At 71.7% G+C, this 25,988-nt stretch carries 24 protein-coding genes; 7 read left to right on the forward strand and 17 right to left on the reverse strand.

Translation table 11 applies throughout. The features are described 5' to 3' along the window. Nucleotides 1-123: 123 nt before the first annotated feature. Nucleotides 124-2,340, reverse strand: coding sequence for a catalase/peroxidase HPI (katG, locus tag ACFC1X_RS37565; protein ID WP_376363191.1), 2,217 nt, complete (start codon nucleotides 2,338-2,340; stop codon nucleotides 124-126). Between the two features lie 29 nt (nucleotides 2,341-2,369). Further along, the gene (locus tag ACFC1X_RS37570; RefSeq protein ID WP_376363194.1) at nucleotides 2,370-2,825 is read right to left on the reverse strand and encodes a Fur family transcriptional regulator; all 456 of its coding nucleotides are present in this window, start codon (nucleotides 2,823-2,825) and stop codon (nucleotides 2,370-2,372) included. 187 nt (nucleotides 2,826-3,012) lie between these two features. On the opposite strand from ACFC1X_RS37570, the gene ACFC1X_RS37575 reads away from it, so the two are divergent. Continuing rightward, nucleotides 3,013-4,113, forward strand: a complete 1,101-nt coding sequence (locus ACFC1X_RS37575) for a DUF475 domain-containing protein (protein ID WP_376363196.1) — start codon at nucleotides 3,013-3,015, stop codon at nucleotides 4,111-4,113. Nucleotides 4,114-4,196: 83 nt separating this feature from the next. Next, a complete protein-coding gene (locus tag ACFC1X_RS37580; RefSeq protein WP_376363199.1) occupies nucleotides 4,197-4,619 on the forward strand; it encodes a DUF350 domain-containing protein in 423 nt (140 codons plus the stop codon). A 13-nt stretch (nucleotides 4,620-4,632) separates the two neighbouring features. Here the strand turns inward: ACFC1X_RS37580 and ACFC1X_RS37585 are convergent, their stop codons facing one another. Both ACFC1X_RS37585 and ACFC1X_RS37590 read right to left on the reverse strand, forming a co-directional pair. Beyond that, a complete protein-coding gene (locus tag ACFC1X_RS37585) occupies nucleotides 4,633-6,066 on the reverse strand; it encodes a WGR domain-containing protein (protein WP_376363201.1) in 1,434 nt (477 codons plus the stop codon). A gap of 147 nt (nucleotides 6,067-6,213) precedes the next feature. Continuing rightward, complete coding sequence (locus tag ACFC1X_RS37590) at nucleotides 6,214-7,287, reverse strand: polyprenyl synthetase family protein (RefSeq protein WP_376363204.1); 1,074 nt, start codon at nucleotides 7,285-7,287, stop codon at nucleotides 6,214-6,216. Between the two features lie 152 nt (nucleotides 7,288-7,439). On the opposite strand from ACFC1X_RS37590, the gene ACFC1X_RS37595 reads away from it, so the two are divergent. Then, on the forward strand, nucleotides 7,440-9,368 hold the full coding sequence (locus ACFC1X_RS37595; RefSeq protein ID WP_376363207.1) for a TerD family protein: 1,929 nt from the start codon (nucleotides 7,440-7,442) through the stop codon (nucleotides 9,366-9,368). Nucleotides 9,369-9,522: 154 nt separating this feature from the next. Here the strand turns inward: ACFC1X_RS37595 and ACFC1X_RS37600 are convergent, their stop codons facing one another. From ACFC1X_RS37600 to ACFC1X_RS37610, 3 genes are read right to left on the reverse strand one after another with little or no spacing between them, the layout of a single operon-like run. Beyond that, nucleotides 9,523-10,893 (reverse strand): M20/M25/M40 family metallo-hydrolase, encoded by a 1,371-nt coding sequence (locus tag ACFC1X_RS37600; protein ID WP_376363209.1) that lies wholly within the window; start codon nucleotides 10,891-10,893, stop codon nucleotides 9,523-9,525. Then, complete coding sequence (locus tag ACFC1X_RS37605) at nucleotides 10,797-12,194, reverse strand: cytosine permease (protein ID WP_376363211.1); 1,398 nt, start codon at nucleotides 12,192-12,194, stop codon at nucleotides 10,797-10,799. The genes ACFC1X_RS37600 and ACFC1X_RS37605 overlap by 97 nt, the downstream gene beginning before the upstream one ends. A gap of 2 nt (nucleotides 12,195-12,196) precedes the next feature. Further along, entirely contained in the window at nucleotides 12,197-13,150 is a 954-nt protein-coding gene (locus ACFC1X_RS37610) for a DUF1177 domain-containing protein (protein ID WP_376363214.1), read from the reverse strand. A 102-nt stretch (nucleotides 13,151-13,252) separates the two neighbouring features. Here ACFC1X_RS37610 and ACFC1X_RS37615 point away from each other — a divergent pair, with 102 nt between their 5' ends. Continuing rightward, a complete protein-coding gene (locus ACFC1X_RS37615; protein WP_376363217.1) occupies nucleotides 13,253-14,110 on the forward strand; it encodes an IclR family transcriptional regulator in 858 nt (285 codons plus the stop codon). Nucleotides 14,111-14,150: 40 nt separating this feature from the next. After that, on the forward strand, nucleotides 14,151-14,876 hold the full coding sequence (pepE, locus tag ACFC1X_RS37620) for a dipeptidase PepE (RefSeq protein WP_376363220.1): 726 nt from the start codon (nucleotides 14,151-14,153) through the stop codon (nucleotides 14,874-14,876). A gap of 36 nt (nucleotides 14,877-14,912) precedes the next feature. Here the strand turns inward: pepE and ACFC1X_RS37625 are convergent, their stop codons facing one another. From ACFC1X_RS37625 to ACFC1X_RS37650, 6 genes are read right to left on the reverse strand one after another with little or no spacing between them, the layout of a single operon-like run. Then, a complete protein-coding gene (locus ACFC1X_RS37625) occupies nucleotides 14,913-15,788 on the reverse strand; it encodes a phosphogluconate dehydrogenase C-terminal domain-containing protein (protein ID WP_376363223.1) in 876 nt (291 codons plus the stop codon). Further along, nucleotides 15,788-16,588 (reverse strand): sugar phosphate isomerase/epimerase family protein, encoded by an 801-nt coding sequence (locus ACFC1X_RS37630; RefSeq protein ID WP_376363226.1) that lies wholly within the window; start codon nucleotides 16,586-16,588, stop codon nucleotides 15,788-15,790. Before ACFC1X_RS37630 ends, ACFC1X_RS37625 begins: the two co-directional genes overlap by 1 nt. After that, entirely contained in the window at nucleotides 16,588-17,367 is a 780-nt protein-coding gene (locus ACFC1X_RS37635) for a triose-phosphate isomerase (RefSeq protein WP_376363228.1), read from the reverse strand. Before ACFC1X_RS37635 ends, ACFC1X_RS37630 begins: the two co-directional genes overlap by 1 nt. Continuing rightward, nucleotides 17,367-17,849: a ribose-5-phosphate isomerase gene (locus ACFC1X_RS37640; protein ID WP_376363231.1), complete on the reverse strand. Its 483-nt coding sequence runs from the start codon at nucleotides 17,847-17,849 to the stop codon at nucleotides 17,367-17,369. The genes ACFC1X_RS37635 and ACFC1X_RS37640 overlap by 1 nt, the downstream gene beginning before the upstream one ends. A gap of 11 nt (nucleotides 17,850-17,860) precedes the next feature. Further along, nucleotides 17,861-19,624: a dihydroxyacetone kinase family protein gene (locus tag ACFC1X_RS37645; protein WP_376363234.1), complete on the reverse strand. Its 1,764-nt coding sequence runs from the start codon at nucleotides 19,622-19,624 to the stop codon at nucleotides 17,861-17,863. After that, entirely contained in the window at nucleotides 19,621-20,988 is a 1,368-nt protein-coding gene (locus ACFC1X_RS37650) for an MFS transporter (protein WP_376363237.1), read from the reverse strand. The genes ACFC1X_RS37645 and ACFC1X_RS37650 overlap by 4 nt, the downstream gene beginning before the upstream one ends. Before the next feature lie 236 nt (nucleotides 20,989-21,224). Between ACFC1X_RS37650 and ACFC1X_RS37655 the strand changes: the two genes are divergently transcribed. Further along, a complete protein-coding gene (locus tag ACFC1X_RS37655; protein ID WP_376363239.1) occupies nucleotides 21,225-21,989 on the forward strand; it encodes a FadR/GntR family transcriptional regulator in 765 nt (254 codons plus the stop codon). Between the two features lie 88 nt (nucleotides 21,990-22,077). Next, on the forward strand, nucleotides 22,078-23,304 hold the full coding sequence (locus tag ACFC1X_RS37660; RefSeq protein ID WP_376363242.1) for a cytochrome P450: 1,227 nt from the start codon (nucleotides 22,078-22,080) through the stop codon (nucleotides 23,302-23,304). Between the two features lie 22 nt (nucleotides 23,305-23,326). On the opposite strand, the gene ACFC1X_RS37665 is transcribed toward ACFC1X_RS37660, so the two are convergent. From ACFC1X_RS37665 to ACFC1X_RS37680, 4 genes are read right to left on the reverse strand one after another with little or no spacing between them, the layout of a single operon-like run. Continuing rightward, a complete protein-coding gene (locus tag ACFC1X_RS37665) occupies nucleotides 23,327-24,589 on the reverse strand; it encodes a cytochrome P450 (RefSeq protein ID WP_376363245.1) in 1,263 nt (420 codons plus the stop codon). Further along, complete coding sequence (locus ACFC1X_RS37670; protein WP_376363248.1) at nucleotides 24,586-25,224, reverse strand: ATP/GTP-binding protein; 639 nt, start codon at nucleotides 25,222-25,224, stop codon at nucleotides 24,586-24,588. The genes ACFC1X_RS37665 and ACFC1X_RS37670 overlap by 4 nt, the downstream gene beginning before the upstream one ends. Then, nucleotides 25,205-25,564 (reverse strand): DUF742 domain-containing protein, encoded by a 360-nt coding sequence (locus tag ACFC1X_RS37675; protein WP_376363250.1) that lies wholly within the window; start codon nucleotides 25,562-25,564, stop codon nucleotides 25,205-25,207. The genes ACFC1X_RS37670 and ACFC1X_RS37675 overlap by 20 nt, the downstream gene beginning before the upstream one ends. Then, complete coding sequence (locus ACFC1X_RS37680) at nucleotides 25,561-25,980, reverse strand: roadblock/LC7 domain-containing protein (RefSeq protein WP_376363320.1); 420 nt, start codon at nucleotides 25,978-25,980, stop codon at nucleotides 25,561-25,563. Before ACFC1X_RS37680 ends, ACFC1X_RS37675 begins: the two co-directional genes overlap by 4 nt. Nucleotides 25,981-25,988: the final 8 nt, after the last annotated feature.

A 25,988-nucleotide genomic window follows, 5' to 3' on the forward strand; every position in this document is an offset into this window, starting at 1 on the left:
CCACACCACCCCCAAACTCTCGAACCACACCCAAAACCCCCGGGGTGGGGGGGGGGCGCCCCGGCCTTATCCCCCGGGGGGGGGGGGGCGGGGGGGGCCCGGCCGGCCCCCCACGCCGGTGGATCAGGCCAGGTCGAAGCGGTCCAGGTTCATGACCTTGACCCAGGCGGCGACGAAGTCGTGCACGAACTTCTCCTTCGCGTCGTCGCTCGCGTAGACCTCGGCGAGCGCCCGCAGCTCGGAGTTCGAGCCGAAGACCAGGTCGGCGCGGCTGCCCGCCCACTTGACCTCGCCCGTGTCGGCGTCACGGCCCTCGAACGTGGTCTGGTCCTCGGACGTCGACTTCCACGTCGTACCCAGGTCGAGCAGGTTGACGAAGAAGTCGTTGGTCAGCACGCCGGGCGTCCGGGTGAGGGCACCGAGCGGGGACTGCTGGTGGTTGGCGCCCAGCACCCGCAGGCCACCGACGAGGACGGTCGTCTCGGGCGCGCTCAGGGTGAGCAGGTTCGCCCGGTCGAGGAGCAGGAACTCGGCCGGCAGGCGGTTGCCCTTGCCGTGGTAGTTGCGGAACCCGTCGACGGTCGGCTCCAGCGCCTCGAACGACTCGGCGTCGGTGTGCTCCTCCGTCGCGTCCACGCGGCCCGCGGTGAACGGGACCTCCACCTGGAAGCCGGCCTCCTTGGCGGCCTTCTCGACGGCGGCGGAGCCACCGAGGACGATCAGGTCGGCGAGGGAGACCTTCTTGCCGCCGGAGTTGAACTCCTGCTGGACACCCTCCAGGACCCGCAGCACCTGCGCCAGCTCGTCGGGCTCGTTGACCTCCCAGCCGCGCTGCGGCTGCAGGCGGATGCGGGCGCCGTTGGCACCGCCGCGCTTGTCGCTGCCGCGGAAGGTGGACGCCGAGGCCCACGCGGTGGACACCAGCTGCGCGACGGACAGACCGGACTCGAGGAGTTTGGTCTTGAGGGTCGCGACGTCCTCGGCGCCGATGGCCTCACCCTCGGGCTCCGGCAGCGGGTCCTGCCACAGCAGGGTCTCCTGCGGGACCTCCGGGCCGAGGTACAGGGACTTCGGGCCCATGTCGCGGTGGGTCAGCTTGTACCAGGCGCGGGCGAAGGCGTCCGCGAATTCCGCCGGGTTCTCGTAGAACCGGCGGGAGATCGGCTCGTAGACCGGGTCGAGGCGCAGCGACAGGTCGGTGGTGAGCATCTTCGGGCGGTGCTTCTTCGACGAGTCGTGCGCGTCCGGGACGATCTCCGGGGCGTCCTTCGCCACCCACTGGTTGGCGCCGGCCGGGCTCTGCTCCAGCTCGTACTCGTACTCGAAGAGGTTCTTGAAGAACCCGTTGCTCCACTGGGTGGGGGTCGTGGTCCAGGTGACCTCCAGGCCGGAGGTGATGGCGTCCCCGCCCTTGCCCGTGCCGTGGGTGCTCTTCCAGCCGAGGCCCTGCTGCTCCATGGAGGCGGCCTCGGGGTCGTCGCCGACGGCGTCGGCCGGGCCGGCGCCATGGGTCTTGCCGAAGGTGTGGCCGCCGGCGATCAGCGCGACGGTCTCCTCGTCGTTCATCGCCATCCGGCGGAACGTCTCACGGATGTCCCGGGCGGCGGCGATCGGGTCCGGGTTGCCGTTCGGGCCCTCCGGGTTGACGTAGATCAGGCCCATCTGGACGGCGCCGAGCGGGTTCTCCAGCTCGCGGTCGCCGGAGTAGCGCTGGTCGTCGAGCCAGGTGGTCTCGGGGCCCCAGTAGACGTCCTCCTCGGCCTCCCAGACGTCGGCGCGGCCACCGGCGAAGCCGAAGGTCTCGAAGCCCATCTGCTCCAGGGCGACGTTGCCGGTGAGGACCAGCAGGTCGGCCCAGGAGATGCTCTGGCCGTACTTCTTCTTGACCGGCCACAGCAGGCGGCGGGCCTTGTCGAGGTTGCCGTTGTCCGGCCAGCTGTTGAGCGGGGCGAAGCGCTGCTGGCCGGCACCGGCACCGCCGCGGCCGTCGCTGATGCGGTAGGTGCCCGCGCTGTGCCAGGCCATCCGGATCATCAGGGGGCCGTAGTGGCCGAAGTCGGCGGGCCACCAGTCCTGCGAGGTGGTCAGCACCTCGGCGATGTCCCGCTTCACGGCCGGCAGGTCGAGGTTGCCGAACGCCTCGGCGTAGTCGAACTCCTCACCCAGCGGGTTGGCCACGGCGGGGTTCTTGGCGAGGATCTTCAGGTTGAGCCGCTCCGGCCACCACTGTCGGTTGCCGCCTCCCTGCGTGGGGTGCGGGGCGCGTCCGTGGGCGACCGGGCAGCCACCCGTCTCCTCGGTTTTCGCGTCGGTCACGATGGCGTCGTGGTTCTCGGACATGGGAGGGAAATCCTTCCGAACGGGGCGGATCAAGGTGCTGGGGAACTGCCGGGGGTGGAGCAGTCGGGGCACAGGCCCCGGTAGATGACCTCGGCCTCGTCTATCACGAAGCCGTGGTCGTCGGAGGCGGTCAGACAGGGCGCGTCGCCGACGGCGCAGTCGACGTCGGCGAGGGCTCCGCAGGACCGGCACAGGACGTGGTGGTGGTTGTCGCCGACCCGTCCCTCGAACCGTGCCGGGCTGCCGGGCGGCTCGATACGGCGCACGAGCCGGGCCGCGGTGAGCGCGTGCAGGGCCTCGTACACGGCCTGGAGGGAGACCTGACCGACGCGCCGGCGCACCCCGGACGCGACCGCCTCGGCGTCGAGGTGGTCGCCCTCCCGGACCGTCTCCAGCAGCGCGACGCGGGCGGACGTCACCCGCAGGCCCACCGCGCGCAGCTCGGCGGCGGTGGTCTGGTTCCGGGAGTGCCGGGATGCCGTCATGGCCGCGAACCTACTCCCTGGAACACGAATGACTCAAGGAAACGAACGATTCCATTCTTGGTGGTCGTCCAGGACAGGCCGTCCGGGTCCTGTCCGACCGGGGCCGGATGATCGTGGTAGACAACCTGCGTGGCGGGCACTGGCACGGGATGCCCCACCCGCACGTGACGACAGGAATGAGTGGCCGGTGCTTCTGAAGACGTTCCGCTGGGCTTTCGCCGTCACCGCCCTCGGCCTGGCCGTGGGCGTGCTCTACGACGGCTGGACGGCTCTCGGCATCGTGGCGATCCTCTCCGTCCTGGAGGTCTCGCTGTCCTTCGACAACGCGGTGATCAACGCCGGGATCCTGAAGAAGATGAACGCCTTCTGGCAGAAGATCTTCCTCACCGTGGGCATCGTGATCGCGGTGTTCGGGATGCGGCTGGTCTTCCCGGTGGTGATCGTGGCGATCAGTGCGCGGCTGAGTCCCTGGAGCGCGGTGCATCTCGCGCTGACGGACAAGGAGCGCTATCAGGAGCTGGTGACGGACGCGCATCCGTCGATCGCCGCGTTCGGTGGCATGTTCCTCCTGATGATCTTCCTCGATTTCGTCTTCGAGGACCGGGAGATCAAGTGGCTCGGTTGGCTGGAGCGCCCGCTGGCCAAGCTGGGCAGGGTCGACATGCTGTCGGTCTGCATCGCCCTGATCGTGCTGCTCGTCTCCGCGATCAGCTTCGGCGCCCACGCCCACCAGCACGGCGGCATCCACGCCGACAAGACGGAGACCGTCCTGCTGGCCGGTGTCGGCGGGCTGATCACCTACATGGTCGTCGGCGGGCTCTCCGGCTTCTTCGAGCAGAAGCTGGAGGCCGAGGAGGAGCGCGAGCACAAGGCGGAGCGGCAGGCGGAGCGCGGCGGAGGCTCCGGTTCACCGGTCAAGCTGGCCGGAAAGGCCGCGTTCTTCATGTTCCTCTACCTGGAGGTGCTGGACGCGTCGTTCTCCTTCGACGGTGTCATCGGTGCCTTCGCCATCACCAACGACATCGTCCTGATGGCCCTCGGCCTCGGCATCGGCGCCATGTACGTCCGGTCGCTGACCGTCTACCTGGTCCGCCAGGGCACCCTCGACGACTACGTCTACCTGGAGCACGGCGCGCACTACGCCATCGGCGCCCTGTCGGTCATCCTGCTGGTGACCATCCAGTACGAGATCAACGAGATCGTCACGGGTCTGGTCGGCGTGGTCCTGATCGGCTCCTCCTTCTGGTCCTCGGTACGCCGCAACCGCGCGCTGCGGACCGCCTCCTGACGCTCCGAACGGGTGCGCTACATTTTGCATCGCCTTGACCACGATCATTCGCGATCCCTCAACCCAACGGAGCCGGCTGCCCCATGAGCGACATCGTCAACGGACTCGGCCGGGCCGCCGCTTACGGCGGCCTGGGTCTGGTCCTGCTGGTCCTCGGGATCGTCCTCGTCGATCTGCTGACCCCCGGCAAGCTCGGCCGGCAGATCTGGGAGCAGCGCAACCGCAACGCCGCCCTGGTGCTCAGCTCCGCGCTGCTCGGCATCGGGGGCATCGTCTTCACCTCCATCTGGACCACGTACGAGGACTTCGGCAAGGGCCTGGCGTCGACGGCGGCCTTCGGGCTGCTGGGGCTCGTCATGATGGCCGTGGCCTTCCTGGTGGTCGACCTGATCACCCCGGGGCGGCTGGGCGCGACGCTGGTCGAGCAGGAGCCGCACCCGGCGGTGTGGGTGACGGCGTCCTGCAACGTCGCGGTCTCCGCGGTCATAGCGGCGTCGATAGCCTGACGCCGCCGCCCGGTCACTGCAGGCGCCTGATGTCCCCGCGCACCCGGTAGAAGCCGCCCGACGCGGCGTGCAGCGCGTCGACGACGTACCGCGCGCCGGGCTCCCGTATCGCCCTCGGGAACTGGACGTTCCAGGAACGGTCGTACCCCTCCGACACCACGTGGATGCGGGTCCGGCCGTTCTCCTGCACGCACTCCACGACCACGGAGCCGGCGGGCGCCACGGCGACGGTCGTGACGGCGCCGGCCGCGGTGGCGGGCGCGTACGTCGGCAGGGTGGCGGCGAGCTTGACGTCGCGGGCGACGGGCACCGAGCCCTGCTCCGCCGCCTTCACCGCGGCCTCGCTCGCGTCCACGCAGGCCAGGGAGCCGTCCGTGGTGACCAGGAACAGCCGCTCGTCGCGGTACTGCATCGACAGCGCGGAGCCGCCGCCGGTGCCCAGCTTCCACAGCCGTGTGCCGTCCCGGTCGAAGCAGTAGACCGAGGAGGCGGAGTCGCCCGCGAACACGTACCGGCCGCCGGGCGAGGTGGCGCAGGAGTACACCGGGCTGTCGCAGCGGTAGGACGCCTCGATGGTGCCGGTCGCCTTCGACAGCCGCTGGACCGTGTGGCGCGCGGTGCCCGCGTACACCGCGTCGTCCTCCTGCCAGCCGAAGAGCACGGCTCCCTGGGTGGGCGTGTGCCACAACTCGGTGCCGCCGTCCGGGGCGTGGGCCGTCACACCGCGCGTGTGCCCGTGGTAGACGGCCCGGTCGTCGGCGCGGACCATCCAGGCGTGCTCACCGCGCCCGCCGCGCGCCCACTGGTGTTCGTCCTCGTGGTCGATGACGGTGAGGCGCCCGGCGCGGTCCGCGACGTTCAGCACGCCCTCGTGGATGTCGAGCCAGAAGATGTCGACGTCGGCGGCGATGTCGTAGGCGGCGAACGGGAGTTTGGACGACAGGTCGTACACCCGGCCGTCGTCGCAGCCGGCGTAGATCCAGAAGTCGTCGGCGACCAGGCACTTGACGCCGTCCGGCAGCTGGTAGTGGGCGAGGACCTCGCCGCCGTGCGCCAGGGTGTAGACGTCGCCCGACTGGTTGCCCACCCAGCAGCGCTCCTCGTCGATGTGGATGCCGAACGCCGCGGAGCCGGTGCGGAAGCGCCACAGGACCGGCGCGACCGCGCGGGCCGTGGAGGGCGCGGAGGCCACCTGCCGACGGGTGACGGCGCGAGGCGCGCGCTGTCCCTGGACGGCCGGGGCGTATCCCTTGCGGACCTTCTCGCCTATCTTCTTGGCGGCGGCGGCCGCGGCCTTCTGGGCGGTGGGGAAGGTCGACGTCTGGGTCTGTCCGGCGGCGCCGATCCTGCCGTAACGTACCGACACGACCTGTCCCTGGACGGTGACTTCGTAGAACTTGTGCGCGCTCCCGTCGTCCTGTGACAGCTCCAGGTACGTCTTCGACATGTCAGACCTCTCCCCGCCCGGTCCCGCGGCGTGTTCCGCGGGTCCCACTGCCTGAACAGTAGGGGCGACCACTGACAACGGTCCGCGGACCGGCATCCGCCCCTGCGCGACCACGGGCGAGGTGGCCGAACCGGTCAGCCGGCCCCGTCAGCCGGCCCGCTCGACGCTCCACGACGGCACCCCCGCGAAGAAGTCGACCGCCTCCGCCCGCCACCGCGGCCGCCAGCCCTCCGCCACCAGCCGGGCCTGCTCCGCGTACCGCCGCATGTCCGCCCGCATCAGGGCGTCCACACCGTGCCGTTCGCCGATCCCACGGATCCCGGCGATGGTGCCGGGGCCGCAGGAGGGATCGCCGAGGGCCGCCTCCACCCTCGCGCGCTCGGCGCCGGTCACGGCGGACAGGAGCCGGACGACGGCGTAACTGCGCCTTCCCTCGCGGATGTCCGTCCCCGTCGGCTTGCCCATCGTGGCCGCGTCGCCGAAAAGGTCCAGGTAGTCGTCACGCATCTGCCCGCAGATGCCGACCAGCCGCGCGTAACGACGCAACTCGTCGTCGTGGGCGTCCGGTTGAAGCCCGGCCGCGAGGAGACCGAGACGCATCGGCGCGAGCACCGAGTAGCGGGCCGACTTGTGGTCGGCGACGTCGTGCAGCATCTCGTCGTCCGGGACGGTGGCGGCGAAGTCGCGTTCCAGGTCGACGATCTGCCCCACGAAGGTGTCGGCCGCGGCCCGGGTCTGCACCTCGACCATCGCCTGACGCACCTCGACCGGCAGCCCGGCGTCCAGGAGCGCGCGCAGCGAGAGGGCGAGCGCGAGGTCACCGGCGAGCACGGTCAGGCCGAGTGCCGCCCGCGGGTGCCCCGGAAACCTCTCCCGGTAGGCGTAGTAGGTGGTGGGCCCGCCCCTGCGGGTGGCGCTGTCGTCGATGAGGTCGTCGTGGACCAGGCCGTGGGTCTGGAGCAGTTCGACGCTCAGCGCGGCGGCGTCCAGCCCCGCGACGGGCTCGTCGGTGACCAGCCGGGCGGCCTCGTGCAGCAGCACCACCCGCATCCGCTTGCCACCGCGCAGGGACAGGTCGCGCAACAGCTCCACGCACTCCGGGGTGAAACGGCTGAACAACGGGGCGTCCAGGGTCTCGGCGAGGGTGTCGAAGTACTCCGCGAAGAGCCTGTTGAACCGGCGCCCGTACCGGGCGAGGCGGTCCGGCGGCTGCTCGGTCATGACGAAGTCCTCCTGAGGGCGAGTCGATCAGTGCGCTCAGCAGTGTGTCAGGAGGACGGCGACCGAAAACGGTGCGGCGTGAGGCCGCCGCAAAGCGGGATCAATGGGAGTTTGAGTTGAAGAAGATGTGGATACACCTCCATCCTTTCTTCATGCATCTCGCACCCACCACCTCCGACTTGACCGACTCGCGCGACTACGCCTTCGAATGGGCGCTCGTCGACGTGGAGACCTCCGGCCTCGTGCCTCGTCGTGATCGGGTGCTGTCCGTGGCCGTCGTGACACTGGGGCCGGACGGCAGGCAAACGGGAGAGTTCTCGACGTTGCTGAACCCGGGCTGCGACCCGGGGCCGGTGCACGTGCATGGCCTGACGCCCGACCGCCTGCGCGGGGCGCCGACCTTCGAGCAGGTGGCGCAGCGGATCGGTGCCCTGTTGGAGGGCCGCGTGCTGGTCGCCCACAACGCGCAGTTCGACTACGACTTCCTCTCCCATGAATTCGCCCGGGCGCGGCTGAGACTGCCCGTCGCCAGCCGGCTGTGCACCCTGGCGCTGAACCGCCGCGTCGACCCGCCGACGGACGACCTGAAGCTGGGCACCCTCGCGACGCACTACGGCGTGCCCCAGGTCAAGGCACACGATGCACTGGACGACACACGGGTGCTCGCAGGGGTGCTGCGCGCCTCGCTGCGGGAAGCGGCCCGACTCGACCTGGCGCTACCCGTGGTGGCGTGTCCGCCTCGGCAGGATTCGCGGTTCACTCCGAAGCCACCGAAGACGCCGTGCCCGTTCCGCAACCCGGGGCGGCTCACCGCGGGTGGGCCGCTGGTGCAAGGCATGAAGATCGCCATCACCGGGGAGACCCGCAACGCCCGAGCGGAGCTGGTACTGCGGGGCGTCGCGGCGGGGCTCAACATGGTGGGCTCGGTCAGCAGGCATACCAGTGCCCTGATCGCAAACGACTCCTCCGCGGGCTCGGCCAAGGCGCGGAGGGCACGTGCCGAAGGGGTCGCGGTGATCGACGAGTCTGCCTTCCTGCGGCTGCTCGCGGACGTCCGGCCCGGCACGTCGCACGAGGGGGCGGCACCGACACCGGCGACGGTGTCCTCGCCTGCGCTGTCCGCCGTGCCGACGCCACGCGCTGCGGACCCGTCGGAGGACGACCCGGAGGCCGTCCACGCGGGAGCCGAGCCCGCCCCCGCCGACCGGGGCGGTCAAGCGGAACCCACTCCGCCGACCGCGGGAGTGAAGCCCGCCAAGCGCTCCGCGAAGCCGCGCGGGCCGCTCTCCGGGCGACGGGTCCTCGTGCTCGGCGGCACCCACCCCGACGCAGTGGCCGCGCGCACCCGAGTGGTCGAACTCGGTGGGGCCGCCGCCATCAACCTCTCCGCCGGCGTCACCGACGTGGTCGTTCTCGACGGCGGCCACGCCGATCGCCGGCTGCCCAGAATCACCGCGCTGCTCCTGCCCACCCACGACGCCGCGTGGCTGGTCGCACCGGTGGTCACTCAGGCGCACGCGGCGGACGGCCGACGCCCGGCCACGCATGTGCTGCCCCGCGGAGGCGTCGTCGACCTGCCCCTGCCCACGGGGCGTGAAACGGCGCACCGCTGGACGGTCACCGCTTCCTGGGCACAACAGACGGCATGCGAGATCGATGTCGTGGCCTTCGTGCTGGACGAGGACGAGCAGGTCTGCTTCGACGAGGACTTCGTCTTCTACGGTGCTCCGGAGAATCCGGGCGGGACAGTGCGACTGCTGAGTGACGGCCCGACGGAGCAGACCATCAGCGTGGACCTCGCCACGCTGCCGCCCTCGGCCCGCAAGGTCGTGATCGCCGCCGCGATCGACGGTTCCCCCGCCTTTGGTGACGTGGGCGCCCTGCACATCGTCTCGGGCGCCGGCACCAGCGCCGCCGCCCTCGCGCAGGCGACTTTGGACGCCGCGACGACCGAGCGCACGATGCTTCTGGCCGAGATCTACCGACGCGGCCGGAGCTGGCGGCTGCGGGCCGTCGGCCAGGGCTACGACCACGGCCTCCGCCCCCTGGCCCGGAGCTACGGCGTCGATGTGGACGACTGACCCGTACCGCACACGAAACGGCGCGGCCCCGGCGTGCGCGGGACCGGCGTGCGCGGGGCCGAGCCGAGGACACGTGGCCCCTCAGTCCTGGCGCGCCGCGCGCCACCTGGTCCGGCCCGCGCACGTCGGTCGGGCCCCTCGACACCCGAAGGTCTCAGCACCCCTGCCACAACCGCGTCATCACCCGCACCCCGAACCGCAGCCCCTCCAGCGGTACCCGCTCGTCCACGCCGTGGAACAGGCGGCCGTAGTCGAGGTCGTGGGGCAGTTTGAGGCCCTTGAAGCCGAAGCAGCGGATGTCCAGCTTGGTGAAGGCCTTCGCGTCGGTGCCGCCCGGGTTGCAGTACGGCACCGGGTGGCCGTCGGGGTCCTCGGCGCGCACGGCGGCGCACATGGCGTCGACGAGGGGGTCGTCGAAGGACGTCTCCATCGCGATGTCGTGGTTGACCCACTGGCGGGACACCGAGGGCAGGAGCAGCGCATCGATCGCGTCGACCAGTTCCTGTTCGTGGCCCGGCAGGAAGCGGCCGTCGACGCGGGCCGTGGCCCGGCCGGGGATGACGTTGGTCTGGTACCCGGCCGTGAACATGGTGGGGTTGGCCGAGTTGCGGAGCACGACCTGCATGAAGTCGGCCACGTGACCGAGCTTGGCCAGCTCGGCGTCCAGGTCCTCGGCGTCGAGGTCGAGGTCGATGCCCTGGAGGCGGGCGGCCTCGGCGAGCAGGGCGCGCACCGGCTCGATCAGCCGGACGGGGAAGGTGTGCCGGCCGATGCGGGTCAGGGACTCGGCGAGGTCGGTGACGGCGTTCTCGTCGTTCGGGGAGGAGCCGTGGCCGGCGCGGCCGTTGGCCGTCAGTTCCATCCAGGCCATGCCGCGCTGGGCGTTCTCGATCGGGTAGAGGCGCCGGGTGTCGTCCAGGGCGTAGCTGAAGCCGCCGCCCTCGCCGATCGCCTCGGTCACGCCGGCGAACAGGTCGGGCCGGTGCTCGACCAGCCAGTGGGCGCCGAACTTGCCGCCCGCCTCCTCGTCGGCGAGGAAGGCGAGGACGATCTCGCGGGCGGGCCGGGTGCCGGTGCGGGCGAAGTGCCGGGCGGTGGCCAGCATGACGGCCACCGTGTCCTTCATGTCGATGGCGCCCCGGCCCCACAGGTAGCCGTCGCGGATCTCCCCGGAGAACGGCGGCACCCGCCATTCGGCCGGGTCGGCGGGTACGACGTCCAGGTGGCCGGGGGCTCTCCGAACGTCACGCCAGGTCGAGTTCGCTCGATCGTGTGACACGGTACGCACACGCCTGCGGCGGGCTGGGCCGACCGGGTTAGCGTGGGCGTGCGATTTGAGACGCTGACTCGGCGCCGAGCGTGCGGGGCCCCCGTTCCACCAGAGTGATGGCTCGGGGCCTCCCCGCCGCCCCTGGCCGTACGTGCGTGTCAGATCGCGCAGGGAACTGGCCTCCTGGGATCGGACCACGCACGGGATGCGTGTCGCCGCCCCGGGGTTGAGTACGCCGGGGACCAGTGCGCCCAAGACCGTTCGGGGCGTGCGGCTGAACGGGAGCAGCGCTCCCGCTCAATCCCCAGGAACGGTTGGAGGTGTCGAAGCGCATCGCGCGCAACTCGACGACAGCCCATCGCGTCTCCCGCAGAAGCGGAGACGAAGGCGGGGGCGGGCAAGGTCCCGCCCCCGCAGATGGCATCCGACGGTGCCCGCATGCGGCGCACCACCCAGTACTCGGCGACGATGATGCCGCCCACCGGCGGGATGGCGACGCCCAGCACGGACAGGAAGTCGGTGAAGTGGGTCATCATGCCGACGGCGGACAGCAGGGTGCCGGCGATGCCGAGGGCGATGGTGACCGCGCCCCGGTGCAGGCGCTTGTTGAAGACGACCTGGAAGAAGTTGACGACGCCGAGGGAGGAGCCGTACAGGTTCCAGTCGTTGATCTTCGCGGTGGACATCAGGACGACGAGCACGCCGAAGACGCCGGAGGTGGAGAGCACGATCTGGGAGACCTGGCCGCTGCCGACCATGTGGCCGAGCAGGACGCCGGTCAGGCCGACGATGTACTCGGAGAGGATCATCGACGACGCGCTCTGCAGGAAGACGTGGCTGCCCTTGCGGTTGTAGCGGGTCATCTCCGGGGAGACGATCGCGCCGGTCATGAAGCCGCCCGCGATGGCGGTCGCCGCGACGGCGAGCGGGATGGTCTCGCCGGGCGCCGGGGAGTTGATCAGCTCGGAGAGCGAGTGGTCGCTCAGCGCGTCGGTCACCGACCAGGCGACCATCGCGAAGAACAGCGGGGTGACGATCTTCGCGAAGACGGCCATGTACTTGAAGCCGAAGATCACCAGGACGGTGATGCCGACTCCGGCCGCCACGCACCACAGCCAGGAGGGGCCGCCGACCAGCGCGGAGACGCTGTCACCGAAGATCGTGTTCTGTACGCCGAACCAGCCGACGAGGCTGACCGAGATGACCAGGCTGACCAGGGCCGAGCCGTTGCGTCCGAAGCCGGCCCAGCGGGTGAGCAGCGGTGTGGCCAGGCCCTCGCGCATGCCGGCCAGGCCGATCGCGAAGATGACGACCTCGAGGATCACCGCGCCGAGGGTGAACGCGAGGAAGGCGTCGCCGAAGGTCATGCCGACGCCGATGGTGGCGCCGAGGGTGAACTGCGAGATGGAGCCCGACTGGGCGAGCCACTGGAGCAGCATCGTCCAGAAGCCGAGCCGCTTGTCGCGCGGGACGCGGGACAGGGCGTAGTCGTCGCTGCCGACGGCACGGGTGGCACCCGCCTCGGGCGCGGTACCGGTGTTCTTGTGCGCGGCCATGATCACGACCCCCCGGGTGCGCGGCCGAGGGTCTGCAGCCGGGTCAGCGAGCCGTAACGGGACACGAGCGCGTCGAACTCCTGGTCGTCGTGGAAGTCGATCCGTCCGCCGCCGTAGGACTTCGCGGTCTCGACGGCGAACCGGGCCGCCGCCGCGATGTCCGTCTCGTGGCTGGCGCCCGTCTGGCAGCCGGGCACGGCCGCCGCGGAGGTGATCGCGAGGCCGACGACCGGAGCGGCCGTCGCCGTGGCCGGCTGCAGAATCGAATTGATGTGGTGTACACCGTTACCGTACGGGGTGATGTCCTGGGTGGTCACCGGGTACGTGACCAACGGCTCACCGGTCACCACGGCCAGCAGCTCCCCGAGCTGCTCGCTGACCTTGAGCACCCAGCCCTCCTTGACGGTGGGCGACAGGGCGAGGCCCTTGTGGTTGATGATCCGGTTGCCCTTGGTGGTGTCGACGGAGAGCACGGCCTCCATCTCGCCGGTGACCTCGTGCCGGTTCATGGTCGCGATGTCGACGGGCGAGTCCATGAAGGGCACCGGGTCGTGCGGTGCCGTCGGGGCGTTCGGGCAGATGTGCGTGGCGATGATCACGTCGCCGTCGAGCACGTCGCCGCGGCGGCGCATGTCGAGGAGCTTGGCGGCGGTGGCGAGCGCGGCGACCGCGCCGTCGGCGTCGGAGACCAGGCCGGTCGTCTCCGGGCGGGCCCCGATGCCGCCGAGCCGCCCCACCACGCCCAGGGTGCGCGCCTGGCCGCCGCGGGTGCGGCCGTCCCGGCCGGGGATCCGCACGAGCACGAAGTCCGTCGAGCCGCGCTCGCCGGTGACGGTGGTGACCTCGGCGCCGGAGCCCTCGGGCCCCGCCACGGAGTCGAGGTGGGCGGCGACGCGCTTGCCGTCGACGTCGGGATCGTCCAGCAGATCCACGAGGTCCAGGACGTACTTCAACATGGGCAGTTCTCCTGATCCGCACCGGGAGCGGTGCTGACAGAAGGTTCGGGATCGACTAACGTTCTCCGCAACTGTTTCCCGTTATCTGCAATACGAGTCTGAATGGCGAGATGGAGAGGAGCCACCGTGGCCGACCCGCCGGTACAGCCCGCGGACCGGAAGACCCCGGCCGGAGCCCTCCAGACCGTCGACCGTGCCCTGCTGGTGCTGCTGGCCTTCGAGCGCAACCGGCCGGACTGGGGCGTCACCGAGATCGCCGCCGAGTTCGGCTGGGACACCTCGGTCGCCCAGCGCCTGCTGTCCACGCTCGCGGGCCGCGGCTTCCTGGTCTCCGACCCGGCGACCCGCCGCTACCGCATCGGTCCGGCCGCCCTGCGCCTGGGCCGTCTCTGGGAGCGCTCGGGCTCCCTGGAACTGCTCGCCGAGCCCGTCCTCCAGGAGCTGCGGGCGGCGACCGGCGACACGGTCCTCTTCTGCCTGCCCGACAACTTCCACATGCGCTGCGTCGCGGCCGTCGAGGGCGAGGAGGGGCCGCTGCGCTACTACCCGCTGGTCGGTGAGCTGTACCCGGCGCACGCCGGCGCCACCAGCAAGTCGTTCTACGCCTTCCTGCCCGACGACCAGCGCCACCGGCTCTTCCGCGGCCGCCCCATGGCCCGCTTCACCGAGCGCACCGTCACCGACGCCGACCAGCTGGAGCGCGAGTTCCGCCAGGTCCGCGCGCAGGGCTACGCCTGGACGGTCGGCGAGTACGACGCCGGCATCGGCACCGTCGCCCTGCCCGTGTTCCTCGGCGCGGAGCCCTACGGCAGCCTCAGTCTCGGCGCCGCCAAGGAGCGCTTCCCCGAGGGCCCCGAGGACCGCCTGGAGGTGCTGCGCCGGGCCGCCCGGCTGCTGGAGCAGCGCCTGACGCATCCGCCCCAGCACCACCGGCGTCCGCGCTCACCCCGCACCACCTGACCCACACCACCGATCCACCCCCGTCGACGAGGACCACCCCGTGAATCTCCTGCTCCTGTCCAACTCCACCCAGCACGGCCGCGGTTACCTGGAACACGCCATGGACACCGTGACCGGCTTCCTGCCCGCGGGCGCGCGACTGGTCTTCGTGCCGTACGCCATCGCCGACCACGACGGCTACACCGCGCAGGTGCGCGGCGCGCTCGCCGGGGCGGGTATAGACGTGCGGGGCGTGCACGAGGGCGGCGACCCGCTCGCCCGGCTCGGTGAGGCGGACGCCGTGTTCGTCGGCGGCGGCAACTCGTTCCGGCTGCTCTCCGCGCTGTACCGCACGGGGCTGCGGGAGGCGCTGATCAAGGCCGTCGGCGCGGGACTGCCGTACATGGGGGCCAGCGCCGGCACCAACATGGCGGCGCCGTCGCTGCGCACCACCAACGACATGCCCATCGTCGAGCCGCCCTCCTTCGAGGCGCTCGGCCTGGTCCCGTTCCAGATCAACCCGCACTACCTCGACCCGGACCCGGCGTCCACGCACAAGGGCGAGACCCGCGAGGAGCGGCTGACGGAGTTCCTGGAGGAGAACGACGTGCCGGTCCTCGGCCTGCGGGAGGGCTCCTGGCTGCGCGTCGACAGCGGGCGCGCGACCCTCGGCGGCGCGCGCGACGCCCGTCTCTTCCGCCGCGGCACCGCTCCCCGCGAGATCGCGGTGGGCGCCGACCTGTCCGAACTGCTCGACGTCACCCCGGCGTTCGACTCACGGGCGTAGCCAGCGCGCCCGCGCACCTCCGGGCGGATGCCTGCCCTAGCGGCGGATCTCCTTGATCTTCAGCATGCGGGTGATGACCTTGTCCAGCTCCTCGTCGTCGAAGACCTTCTTCCAGTCCTCGCGGACGATGGACTCACGGCCGTAGTCCATGGCGATCAGGCAGGCGTCCGAGAAGGGGTTGGAGCCCTTCAGCGTGTTCGCCAGCGCGACCTGGGTGTGGCCGAGCAGCATCGCGCGGGCGGCCTTCTCCGGGACCCCGACCGTGTGGACGGTCTCGTGCAGCGCCTCGGTCAGCAGGGCGCCGACCATGCAGGCGATGGTCTCCACGAGGGTCGGCTCCAGCACGGCGAGCTGCTTGACGGTGACCCAGTGGACGTCGACGACCGGGGCGTACATGACCCGGACGACGGCGTCGGCGAGCCGCTGCTTGGCCTCGTCCCCGCCCTCGTAGGCGGCGACGACCTCCTGGGGCGCGGCGATGCCGCCGAAGGTGTCCTGCCACTCCTCCTTGGTGGTCCGCTCCAGGAACACCGAGGGGTGACAGGGGTGGGCGCAGGCGTAGTGGACGTCCTCGCGGGCGTGCAGCAGGCCGGCGTAGGCGCCGGCCGGGTCGAGGGTGAGGACGACGGTGCCGGGCTTCATCAGCGGCACGAGTTCCTCGGAGACCTTGCCGAGGACCACGTCGGGCACGGCGAGGATGACGACGTCGGCCTCGGCGACGGCGTCGGCCGACTCGGTCAGTTCGCGGCCGAGGCCGCGGATCAGCTCCTGGCCCGCCGGCGACGCCTCGCTGAAGAGCACCCGGAAGTCGCTCTCGACCAGGTTGTCGGAGACGCGCCGGCCCATCTTGCCGGCGGCCCCGATGACGGCGACGGTCGTGACGTCGGCCCGGGTCTGGATCTCGGTGGGCATTACTCGCTCCTCAGGAGGGTGTTGATGCTGTGCTGCGTCCACTGGTGTTCGAGCCGGGCGGTGGCGTCGTAGCCGCCGTCCTGCCACGGGAGCCAGTGCTCCACGATCTGGTTGATGCCGCGCTCCCCTGGGCGTACGGCGGCGACCATGCCGGCGTGGTCCAGGAGGCCCTCGCCGAGCGGGCAGCCGGCGTAGGTGAAGCCGACCCAGCCGTCGCGGCGGGTGAAGGCGAAGTCCTTGACGTGGATGTTGACCACGTACGGCGCGGTGGCGGCCACGACGTCGGCGGGGCGTTCCAGCCGGGCGACGCTGTTGCCCGGGTCCAGGACGATGCCCAGACGCGGGCTGTCGACGGCGCGTACGACGCTCACCAGGTCGTCGGTGGCGACCTGCTCGTAGGTCTCCAGGCCGAGGGTCACGCCCGCGTCGGCGTAGCGGGGCACCGCTTCCTTCAGCAGGGCGACCGCCTCGGCGGTGTCCGGCCGGTGGTCGGCGGTGTTCAGCATGGAGCGGACCAGGGTGACCCCCAGTTCGCCCGCCATGTCGAGGTACGTGAGCAGGTGGCCGGGGCGGATGCCGCGGGTGCCGAGTTCCAGGGTCAGGCCGAGGTCGTCGGCGGTGGCGCGGAGGTCGGCGAGCCGCGCGCGGTCGTAGGTCTCGACGGGCGCGTAGTCGCAGATCTGGAAGACCCGGCCGCCGAGTTCCGTGGTGTCGCGGAGCATCGCGGGCAGGGTCATCGGCTCGGGGGCGAGGGTGGAGTGGCGCCAGAAGTAGGCGTAGGTGCTGATGCCGTACGCCATCACGCCACCGCCGCCGGGGCCGGGGAGCGGATCTCGTCGAGGACGGCTTCCACGTTCGCCGGGTCGTGGGCGAAGCGGCCGAGGAACAGGCCCTCGGCGGTGCCGGCCAGCCGGGTCAGCAGTCCGGGGCCCGCGCTGCCGCCGTAGATGACGGTGGAACCGGCGTGCCGCGGACGGCTGTCGAGCCAGTGGCGCAGGGCGGTGCAGACGGTCGCGATGTGCTCGGCGGAGGCGGGCTCGGGGGCGCCGATGGCCCACTGGGGTTCGTAGGCGAGGACGACCGCGCCGTCCAGGCCGTGCAGCAGGCGTTCCGCCTCGGCGACCGTGCGGGCCGCCGCGTCGGCCGGGTCGGCCTCGTCGCGTTCGCCGACGCACAGGACGGGGGTGAGGCCGTTGCGCAGGGCGGCGGCGGTCTTGGCGGCGACGACCGTGTCGCCCTCGCCGTAGAGGCGACGGCGTTCGGCGTGGCCGACCTCGGCGTAGCGGCAGCCGATCTCCTTGAGGACGGGGCCGCCGACCTCGCCGGTGTAGGGGCCGCTGTCCTCGGTCGCGATGTCCTGGGCGCCGAGGGCGACGCCGTAGGGGGCGAGGATGCCGGTGGCGGGGACGAGAGCGGGGAAGGCGGGGAGCACGAAGAGCCGGGCGGCGCCGGAGGTGACGGCGGGGTGCCGCTCGGCGAGGGCGGCGATCCTGCGGGCCCAGTTCAGCGTCTGGTGGTGGCCGAAGTACATCTTCAGGCTCACCCCCAGCAGTACGGGGGACGGTGCGGGGGCGGGCATCAGGCGGCCGCCCCGTCGCCCGAGGCGGTCTCGTAGTCGCACATCAGCTGGACCTTGGCGGCCGACGCCGAGCTCTCGTCGAAGCGGTAGGTGAGCCATTCGGCGGCCAGGCGGCGGGCGAGTTCGAGGCCGACGACGCGCTGCCCGAAGGTCAGGATCTGCGCGTTGTTGGAGAGGACCGCCCGCTCGACGGAGAAGGAGTCGTGGGCGGTGACGGCGCGGATGCCCCTGACCTTGTTGGCGGCGATGGCGACGCCGAGCCCGGTGCCGCACACCAGCAGCGCGCGGTCGGCGTCGCCGCGGGCGACCATCTCGGCGGCGGCGATGGCGACCTTGGGGTAGGCGGTGTGGCCGTCGGCGTCGACGCCCACGTCCGTGACGGCGGCGACCAGGGCGCTGCTCTGCAGGTCCTGCTTGAGGGCTTCCTTGTACTGGTAACCGGCGTCGTCGGACCCGACGACGATGCGGAGCTTGTCGGTCATCTCGGCTTTCCTCAGTGGTGGTCGTGGGGGTGGTCGAGCAGGGCGCCGTGGACGGCGCGGGTGATCAGGGCGAGGGAGTGGGCGCCCGCGTCGGGGGTGCCGAGGGACTTCTCGGCGTGCGGGCGGGCCCGGCCCATGCGGGGCAGCAGGCGGGCGGTGGCGGCGGCCGCGTCGGTGGCCGTGGTGGCGGCGCGGTCCCAGGCTTCGGCGAGGGGCACGCCCTCGGCCGTGGCGGCGGCCAGCGCGTCGGCGAAGGGAACGAGGACGTCGACCATGGTCTTGTCGCCGACTTCCGCGCCGCCGAGCCTGCGCACGGCCGCGGAGGCGTCCGTGACCCCGCACGAGACGCGGGCGGCGTCCGGGGTGTCCTGGTCGCCGAGGGCCGTGCCGAGGGAGCGCAGGACGGTGCCCCACAGGGCGCCGGAGGTGCCGCCCGCCCTGTCGGCCCAGGCGTCGGCGGCCCGGGTCAGGACGGTGCCCGCGCCCGCGCCGCGCTGGTGGGCGTCGGCGGCGGCCTCGCGGGCGGCGGTGGAGCCGCGCAGCATGCCGATGCCGTGGTCTCCGTCGCCGGCGACGGCGTCGATGCGGCCGAGTTCACCGGCGTGCGCCTCGACCACGCCGGCCACCGCGTCCAGAGCGGCCAGGACGGTGCGGGCGGCGTGCCGGGAGGCATCCGAGGCCGGGGGTGCGTCGGCGTCCGGGAGCGGGGCGGTCTCCGGGTGCACGGCGGTGTCCGGACGTACGGCGGTGTCCGGATCGGCGGTGTCGAGGGCGCCCTTGCGGTAGGCGGGCGTGTCGGCCGGGGCCCGCCACAGCTCCTCCAGGCCCTCGTCCAGCCAGGTCAGGGTGAGGGAGACACCGGCCATGTCGAAGCTGGTGACGAGTTCGCCGACCTCGGGGTCGACGATCTCGACGCCCGCCTCGCCGAGAAGGGCCGCGACCTTGCGGTAGACGACGAACAGTTCCTCGTACTTGACCGAGCCGAGCCCGTTGAGGACGACGGCGGCGCGCTGTCCCGCCGGGCCGGGGACGTCCTCGGGGAGTTCCCTCAGCAGCGTCCCGACCAGGAGCCGGGCCGCCTCGTCGGCGGTGGGCAGGTCCTCCTCGCCGATGCCGGGCTCCCCGTGGATGCCGAGGCCGACCGCCATGCGGGCCTCGGGGACGGTGAACAGGGGGTGGTCGGCGCCGGGCAGGGTGCAGCCGGAGAAGGCGATGCCGAAGGACCGGGTGCGGGCGCCCGCCCGTTCGGCGGCGCGCACCACCTCGTCCAGGGGACGGCCCTGCTCGGCCGCGGCGGCGGCGGCCTTGAAGACGGGCAGGTCACCGGCGATGCCGCGCCGCTTGGCCGACTCGTCCGGACCCGCGCTGGAGATGTCGTCGGCGACGGCGAAGGTACGGGCGTCGATGCCGTCGGCGGCCAGCCGCTCGGCGGCCTGGCCGAAGTGCAGGACGTCACCGGCGTAGTTGCCGTACATCAGCAGGACTCCGGCGCCGCCGTGCGCCGCCCGCGCCACGGAGCGGATCTGCTGGGCGGAGGGCGAGGCGAAGACGTTGCCGACGGCCGCGCCGTGCGCCAGGCCGCGGCCGACCAGGCCGGAGAAGGCCGGGTAGTGACCCGATCCGCCGCCGATCACCACGGCCACCTGCCCGGCCGGGGTGGCGGTGGCCCGGACGACTCCGCCGGTGACCGGCCGGACCCAGCGCCGGTGCGCGGCGGCGAAGCCCTCCAGCGCCTCGTCGGCGAAGGCGGCGGGGTCGTTGAACAGGCGGGTCATCGCAGGGCCTCCTTGGCCTGGTGGTCGGGGGCGGGGTCCGGTTCGTCGGTGCGGTGGCGGGCGGCGAGCCACAGCATCAGTGCGGCGGACAGCAGCATGAAGAAGCCGACGAGGTAGAGCGGTGCGTAGTACGCGCCCGTCAGGTCCTTGAGCCAGCCGGTGATGTAGCTGGAGGCGAAGCCCGCCACGTTTCCGGCGGTGTTGATCAGGGCGATGCCGGCCGCGGCGGCGGCTCCGGTCAGGAAGCGGGAGGGCACCGACCAGAAGACCGGCAGGGCGGCGAAGATGGCGCAGGCGGTGACGGTGATCACGGCGACCGTGGCGGCCGGGGAGCCCATGTAGAGGGCGAGCGGGATGGAGACACCGCCGACGACGGCCGGTCCCGCCACGTGCCAGGTGTGGGTGCCGTGGCGGGTGGCGTGCCGGGTCCAGAAGAAGAGGACGACGGCGGCCGGCAGGTACGGGATGGCGGTGATCCAGGCCTTGTCCATCACGCTGAACGTGGTGTCGTACTGGTCCTGGAAGCCGTTGATGATCGTCGGCAGGAAGAAGGCGAGGGCGTACAGGCCGTACACGAAGCCGAAGTAGACGACCGCGAGGGTCCAGACCCGGCCGCTGCTGAAGGCGGTCTTCAGGTCGCCCTTGGCGTGCTTGCTCTCGTGCCCGGTCTTCTGGGCGTTCTCGGCGGCGAGTTCGGCCGTCAGCCAGTCGCGTTCGGCCGGCGTGAGCCACTTGGCGTCGGCGGGCCTGTCGATCAGGTAGAACCAGGCGACGACGCCCAGGATGATCGCGGGCAGCGACACGAACAGGAACATCACGCGCCAGCCCTCGAGGCCGAACAGGCCGTGGCGGCCGATCAGCCAGCCCGCCAGCGGGGCGCCGAACACGGTGGTCAGCGGCTGGGCGAGGTAGAACAGGCCGAGGATCTTGGTGCGGTGGCGGGACGGCACCCACTGGCTGAGGAAGAGGATCGCGCCGGGAAAGAAGCCCGCTTCGGCGACCCCGAGCAGGAAGCGCAGCGTGTAGAGCTGGCCGCTGCTGGTGACCCAGGTGAACAGCAGCGAGACGACACCCCAGGTCACCATGATCCTGGCCAGCCACCGGCGGGCCCCGAAGCGGTGCAGGGCCATGTTGCTGGGGACCTCGAGCACGATGTAGCCGAGGAAGAAGATCCCGGACGCGAAGCCGAACTGGGCGGCGGTCAGGGCGAGGTCCTGTCCCATGCCGTTGGGTTCGGCGAACGAGACGGCCGTGCGGTCCAGGTAGTTCACGAAGAACATCAGCGCCACGAACGGGACGAGGCGGACTGAGACCTTCTTGATGGCAGTTCTCTCGACTGCCTCGGATAGCGCTTGGGCACCCATGGGCGACTCCTCGGCTCGCCCGGACAGCTCCGTCCGGGGTCGGTCACACCGGATGTCCGCCGCGGAAGGCGGCCGACCGGTTCGCCCTCACGCTATGCCTCGGATCAAAATTGGTCACCAATTTACCAGTGTGGTGAGCGTCATAGATCTTCCACTGACCCAACTCTTGACAAACCACACCCCAGATCAGGGTGAACTGCCTGGTCAGTCGGGTCGGTGCGGCATCTGGTTGACTGGTGACCGTGACCAGTCAGCCTGATCAGCACAGCTCCGCGGCCGCTCCGGACCTCGCGCGGCTGCTGCGGCCCGTCGTGCGCGAGTCGTCCGTCAGCGAGGTCGCCAAACGGCTCCTCGACCACCTCTCGGCCGGTGACATCCGGCCCGGCACGCGGCTGCCCGCCGAGCGGCAGCTGGCCGAGGCGCTGGGTGTCGCACGGTCCAGCGTGCGCGGCGCGCTGTCCGCCCTGGACGTCCTCGGGATCATCGAGATCCGGCCGGGTTCCGGCTCCTACGTGCGCGAGGGCACCTCGGAGTTCCTGCCCCGCGCGATCAACTGGGGCCTGATGCTGGGCCAGCGCCGCACCCAGGACCTGGTCGAGGTGCGCACGTACATGGAGGGGGTCTCGGCCCGGCTGGCGGCGGAGCGCGCGAGCGACGAGGACGTGGCGCGCCTGGAGGAGCACCTCCAGCACATGCGCGACGCGGGCGGCGACGTCACGGCGTTCATCGACGCCGACATCGCCTTCCACCTGGAGACGGCCCGCATCGCGCGCAACACCGTCCTCAGCGACATCCTGCACAGCATCCGGGCGCTGCTCCAGGTCTGGATGGAGCGCGTCAGCGACATCGAGGGCACCGTCAGCGGCACGCTGTGCGAGCACGACGCCGTGCTCCAGGCGATCCGCGCGCGTGATCCGGAGGCCGCGGACCGGGCGATGGCCGAGCACATGCGGATGGCCAGCGCCCGGCTGCGCGCCTCGGTGGACGGCGGCGGCGCCTGACCGGGACCTCGTCCCGTCCGCGGTCTGTCGTCGTCATCGCGTCGTCAATAGCCTGGTGCCGTTAGGCCGTTGTCGACCGAGGAGCCCCATGTCCACCGCGCAGCAGGTCCCCGACATCCTCTCCCCCGAGTTCGCGGCGAACCCCTATCCGGCCTACCGGGCGATGCGGGAGAGCGCGCCCCTCATCTGGCACGAGGCCACGCGGAGCTGGATCGTCTCGCGCTACGACGACGTGGAGCGCGTCTTCAAGGACCGGATGGGGCAGTTCACGACCGAGAACTACGACTGGCAGATCGAGCCCGTGCACGGCAGGACGATCCTCCAGCTGAGCGGCCGGGAGCACGCGGTCCGGCGCGCGCTGGTCGCGCCGGCCTTCCGCGGGGCCGATCTCCAGGACCGGTTCCTGCCCGTGATCGAGCGCAACTCCCGCGAGCTGATCGACGCGTTCCGGCACACCGGACGCGCCGACCTGGTCGCCGACTACGCGACCCGCTTCCCGGTCAACGTCATCGCGGACATGCTGGGTCTGGACAAGGCGGACCACGACCGGTTCCACGGCTGGTACACGTCGGTCATCGCCTTCCTGGGCAACCTCTCCGGGGACCAGGAGGTGGCGGCCGCCGGTGCGCGCACCCGCGTGGAGTTCGCCGAGTACATGTTCCCGATCATCCAGGAGCGCCGCGAGACTCCGGGCGACGACCTGCTGTCCTCCCTGTGCGCCGCGGAGGTCGACGGGGTCCGGATGAGCGACGAGGACATCAAGGCGTTCTGCAGTCTGCTGCTCGCGGCGGGCGGTGAGACCACGGACAAGGCGATCGCCAGCATCTTCGCCAACCTGCTCGCCCACCCCGAGCAGTTGGCGGCGGTGCGCGAGGACCGGTCCCTGATCCCGCGCGCCTTCGCGGAGACGCTGCGCTACACCCCACCGGTGCACATGATCATGCGTCAGTCGGCGTCCGAGGTGGAGCTGAGCGGCGGCACCATACCGGCGGGCGACACCGTCACGTGTCTCATCGGCGCGGCCAACCGGGACGGGAGCCGCTACCGCGACCCGGACCGCTTCGACCTCCACCGCGAGGACCTGACCACGACGACCGCCTTCTCGGCCGCCGCCGACCATCTCGCCTTCGCGCTGGGCCGGCACTTCTGCGTCGGGGCGCTGCTGGCGAAGGCGGAGGTCGAGATCGGCGTGGGACAACTGCTGGACGCCATGCCGGATCTGCGGCCGGACGAGGGCTTCGACGCGGTGGAGCGCGGGGTGTTCACCCGGGGCCCGCAGTCCCTGCCGGTGCGGTTCACACCGCGCGCCGGCTGACGCGGGCGCTGGGCGTGCCCTGTCACGCCACGACGGGCGTGAACAGGGCGGGCAGGGCGGTCAGTCCGCGCATCCAGATCGACGGACGCCAGGTCAGTTCCCCGGGCTCCACCGCGAGGACGAGGTCGGGGAGGCGTTCCAGCAGGGTCTCGACCGCGGTGCGGGCGACGACGTCGGCGAGCAGCGGTGCCGGGTACGGGCACCGGTGCTCGCCGTTGCTGAAGGACAGGTGCGCGGAGTTCTCGGCGCCGACGTGGGCCTCGGGCCAGAGCTGCGGGTCGGTGTTGGCCGCGGCCAGGCCGAGGACGAGGCAGTCGCCGGCGCGGATCTGCCGGCCGCCCAGCTGGGTGTCGTTCACGGCCCAGCGGCCGATGAAGTTCTGTGTCGGCGTGTCCAGCCACAGCACCTCGTTGAGCGCCTCCCCCACGCTGAGCCGCCCGCCCGACACGTTGAGGGCGAAGCGGTCGTCGGTGAGCAGCAGCCGGAGCGTGTTCCCGATCCAGTTGGCGGTGGGCTGCTGGGCGGCGGCGATGACGGAGATCAGGTCCTGCACCGTCTCCTCGTCGGTCAGGCCGGCCGGGTGGTTCAGCATCCGCGAGGTGACGTCGGGGCCGGGGCGCTCACGCTTGTGCCGGACCAGGCCGTGGATGCGTTCGCCCACGCGTGTGTACGCCGCGACCGGGTCGTCGCCCTCCGCCGCGTCGAGCGAGATGCGCAGGTCCTCGACGAGGTGCTGGGTCTCGGCGCCGCTGTGCGGCATCCCGCACATGCGTACCGCGGCGCGCATGGGCAGGGCGTGCGCGTAGCCGCTCATCAGCTCGGCCCGGCCGCTGCCGGCGAAGCCGGCGATGAGCCGGTCGGCGAGCTGCCGGCAGTCCCGGGCCAGCTCGAACTGGTCGACGCCGGCGAGCGCCTGGGTGATCACGTCGGCCCGGCGCCGGTGTTCCTCGCCCTCGGTGAACAGCACCGACGGCTGATGTCCGACGTAGGGCATGAGCGGCCAGTCGGGCGGGATGCGGTCCCACTGGTTCCAGCGCCGCGAGTCCCGGGCGAACAGCTCGTCGTGGCTGGTCACGTAGCTGACCTCGGGGTAGCCGAGGACCAGCCAGGCGGGCACCCCGCCGTCCAGGAGCACCGGTGCGACGGCGCCGTGCTCGCCCCGCAGTCCGCGGTACAGCTCCGACGGCGTCTGCTGGTACGCGAGACCGGCCAGCGGGACGGCGTCCGGGTGGGCGGGGCAGCCCGGTGCGGCGACGGGGTGCGGAGCGGGGTCGATGTCGGTCACGGTGCGCCCTCCTGGGCCAGGGCCAGTTGGTAGAGGTGGTCCACAAGGGCGACCAGCACGTGCTTGCCGGACGCGCGTACCCGGGCGTCGCAGTCGATCAGCGGTACGCGTTCCGGCAGCGCGAGGGCCAGGCGGATCTCGTCCAGGGAGTGCCGGGCGGTGTCGTCGTCGAAGCGGTTGACGGCCACGACGAACGGGGTGCCGTGGTGTTCCAGCCGGTCTATCGCGTACCAGGAGTCGTCCATGCGGCGGGTGTCGACGAGGACGACCGCGCCGAGGGTGCCGGAGAAGAGGCGGTCCCACAGGAACCAGAAGCGTTCCTGGCCGGGGGCGCCGAACAGGTAGAGCACCATGCGGTCGTTGAGGCTGATCCGGCCGAAGTCGAAGGCCACCGTGGTGGTGGTCTTCGCGGTGACCTCGCCGGTCTCGTCGACGCCTACGCCGGCCTGGGTCATCACCTCCTCCGTGTTGAGGGGCCGGATCTCGCTGACGGAGCGGACCAGGGTGGTCTTGCCGACGCCGAACCCGCCCACGACGACGATCTTCAGGCCGGTCTCCGCGGCGTCGGTCAGGGGTGTGCGGCCGGAGGCGGCGAGGTCCGCGGGGGCCGGTGTGTCAGAGGTTGCGGAGCCCATGGAGCACCTCCTGGAGAAGGGCGGTATCGGGGTGGTGCGACGCGGCGGACCGCCCCAGGCGCGGATGGCGGGCGGTGATCCTCCCGGTGGCGAGCAGGTCGCCGAGCAGGATGCGGACCACCGTGATCGGCAGTGCCAGTTCGGCGGCGAGTTCCACCACGGCCGTGGGGTGCCGGCACAGTTCCAGGATCCGGATGTGTTCCGACTGCATGCCGGCCGACGGTTCGCACTCGCCGACCACCAGGGTGACGAGGTCGAAGGAGTCGTCGGCGCGGCTGCGTCCGCCCGTGACCGTGTAGAGCCGGTCGGGTGCGCCGGTGTCCACGGGCCTGCGCGTCACGACGAGCTGCTCCCGGGGAGGGCGTGGCGCGGCGCGGCCCGCAGGTGCTCGCCGATCTGCTCGACCAACTCGGTCATCTGGTGGCCGACCACGCCGGGGTCGGCGTCCTCCACCGCGACGACGGCCAGGTGTGCGCCCTCGCCGGCCTCGACGATGAACAGCAGTCCTCCGTGGAACTCGGTCATGGAGTGCCGTACGCCACCGGTTCCGTTGCCGAACTCGACGGAGGCGCCCTGGGCGAGGGCCTGGATGCCGGAGCAGATCGCGGCGAGCTGGTCGGCCCGGTCCAGGGTGAGGTGTTCGGTCCAGCAGAGCCGGAGGCCGTCGCGGGACAGGACGAGGGCGTGGCGGGTGCCCGGGGTGCTGTCCAGGAGGTTCTGGAGGAGCCAGGTGAGGCTGTTGTCGGTGGTCTGCATGATGGGTG

Origin of the sequence: Streptomyces sp. NPDC056128, from assembly GCF_042263835.1 — a bacterium.
Lineage (GTDB): Bacteria > Actinomycetota > Actinomycetes > Streptomycetales > Streptomycetaceae > Streptomyces.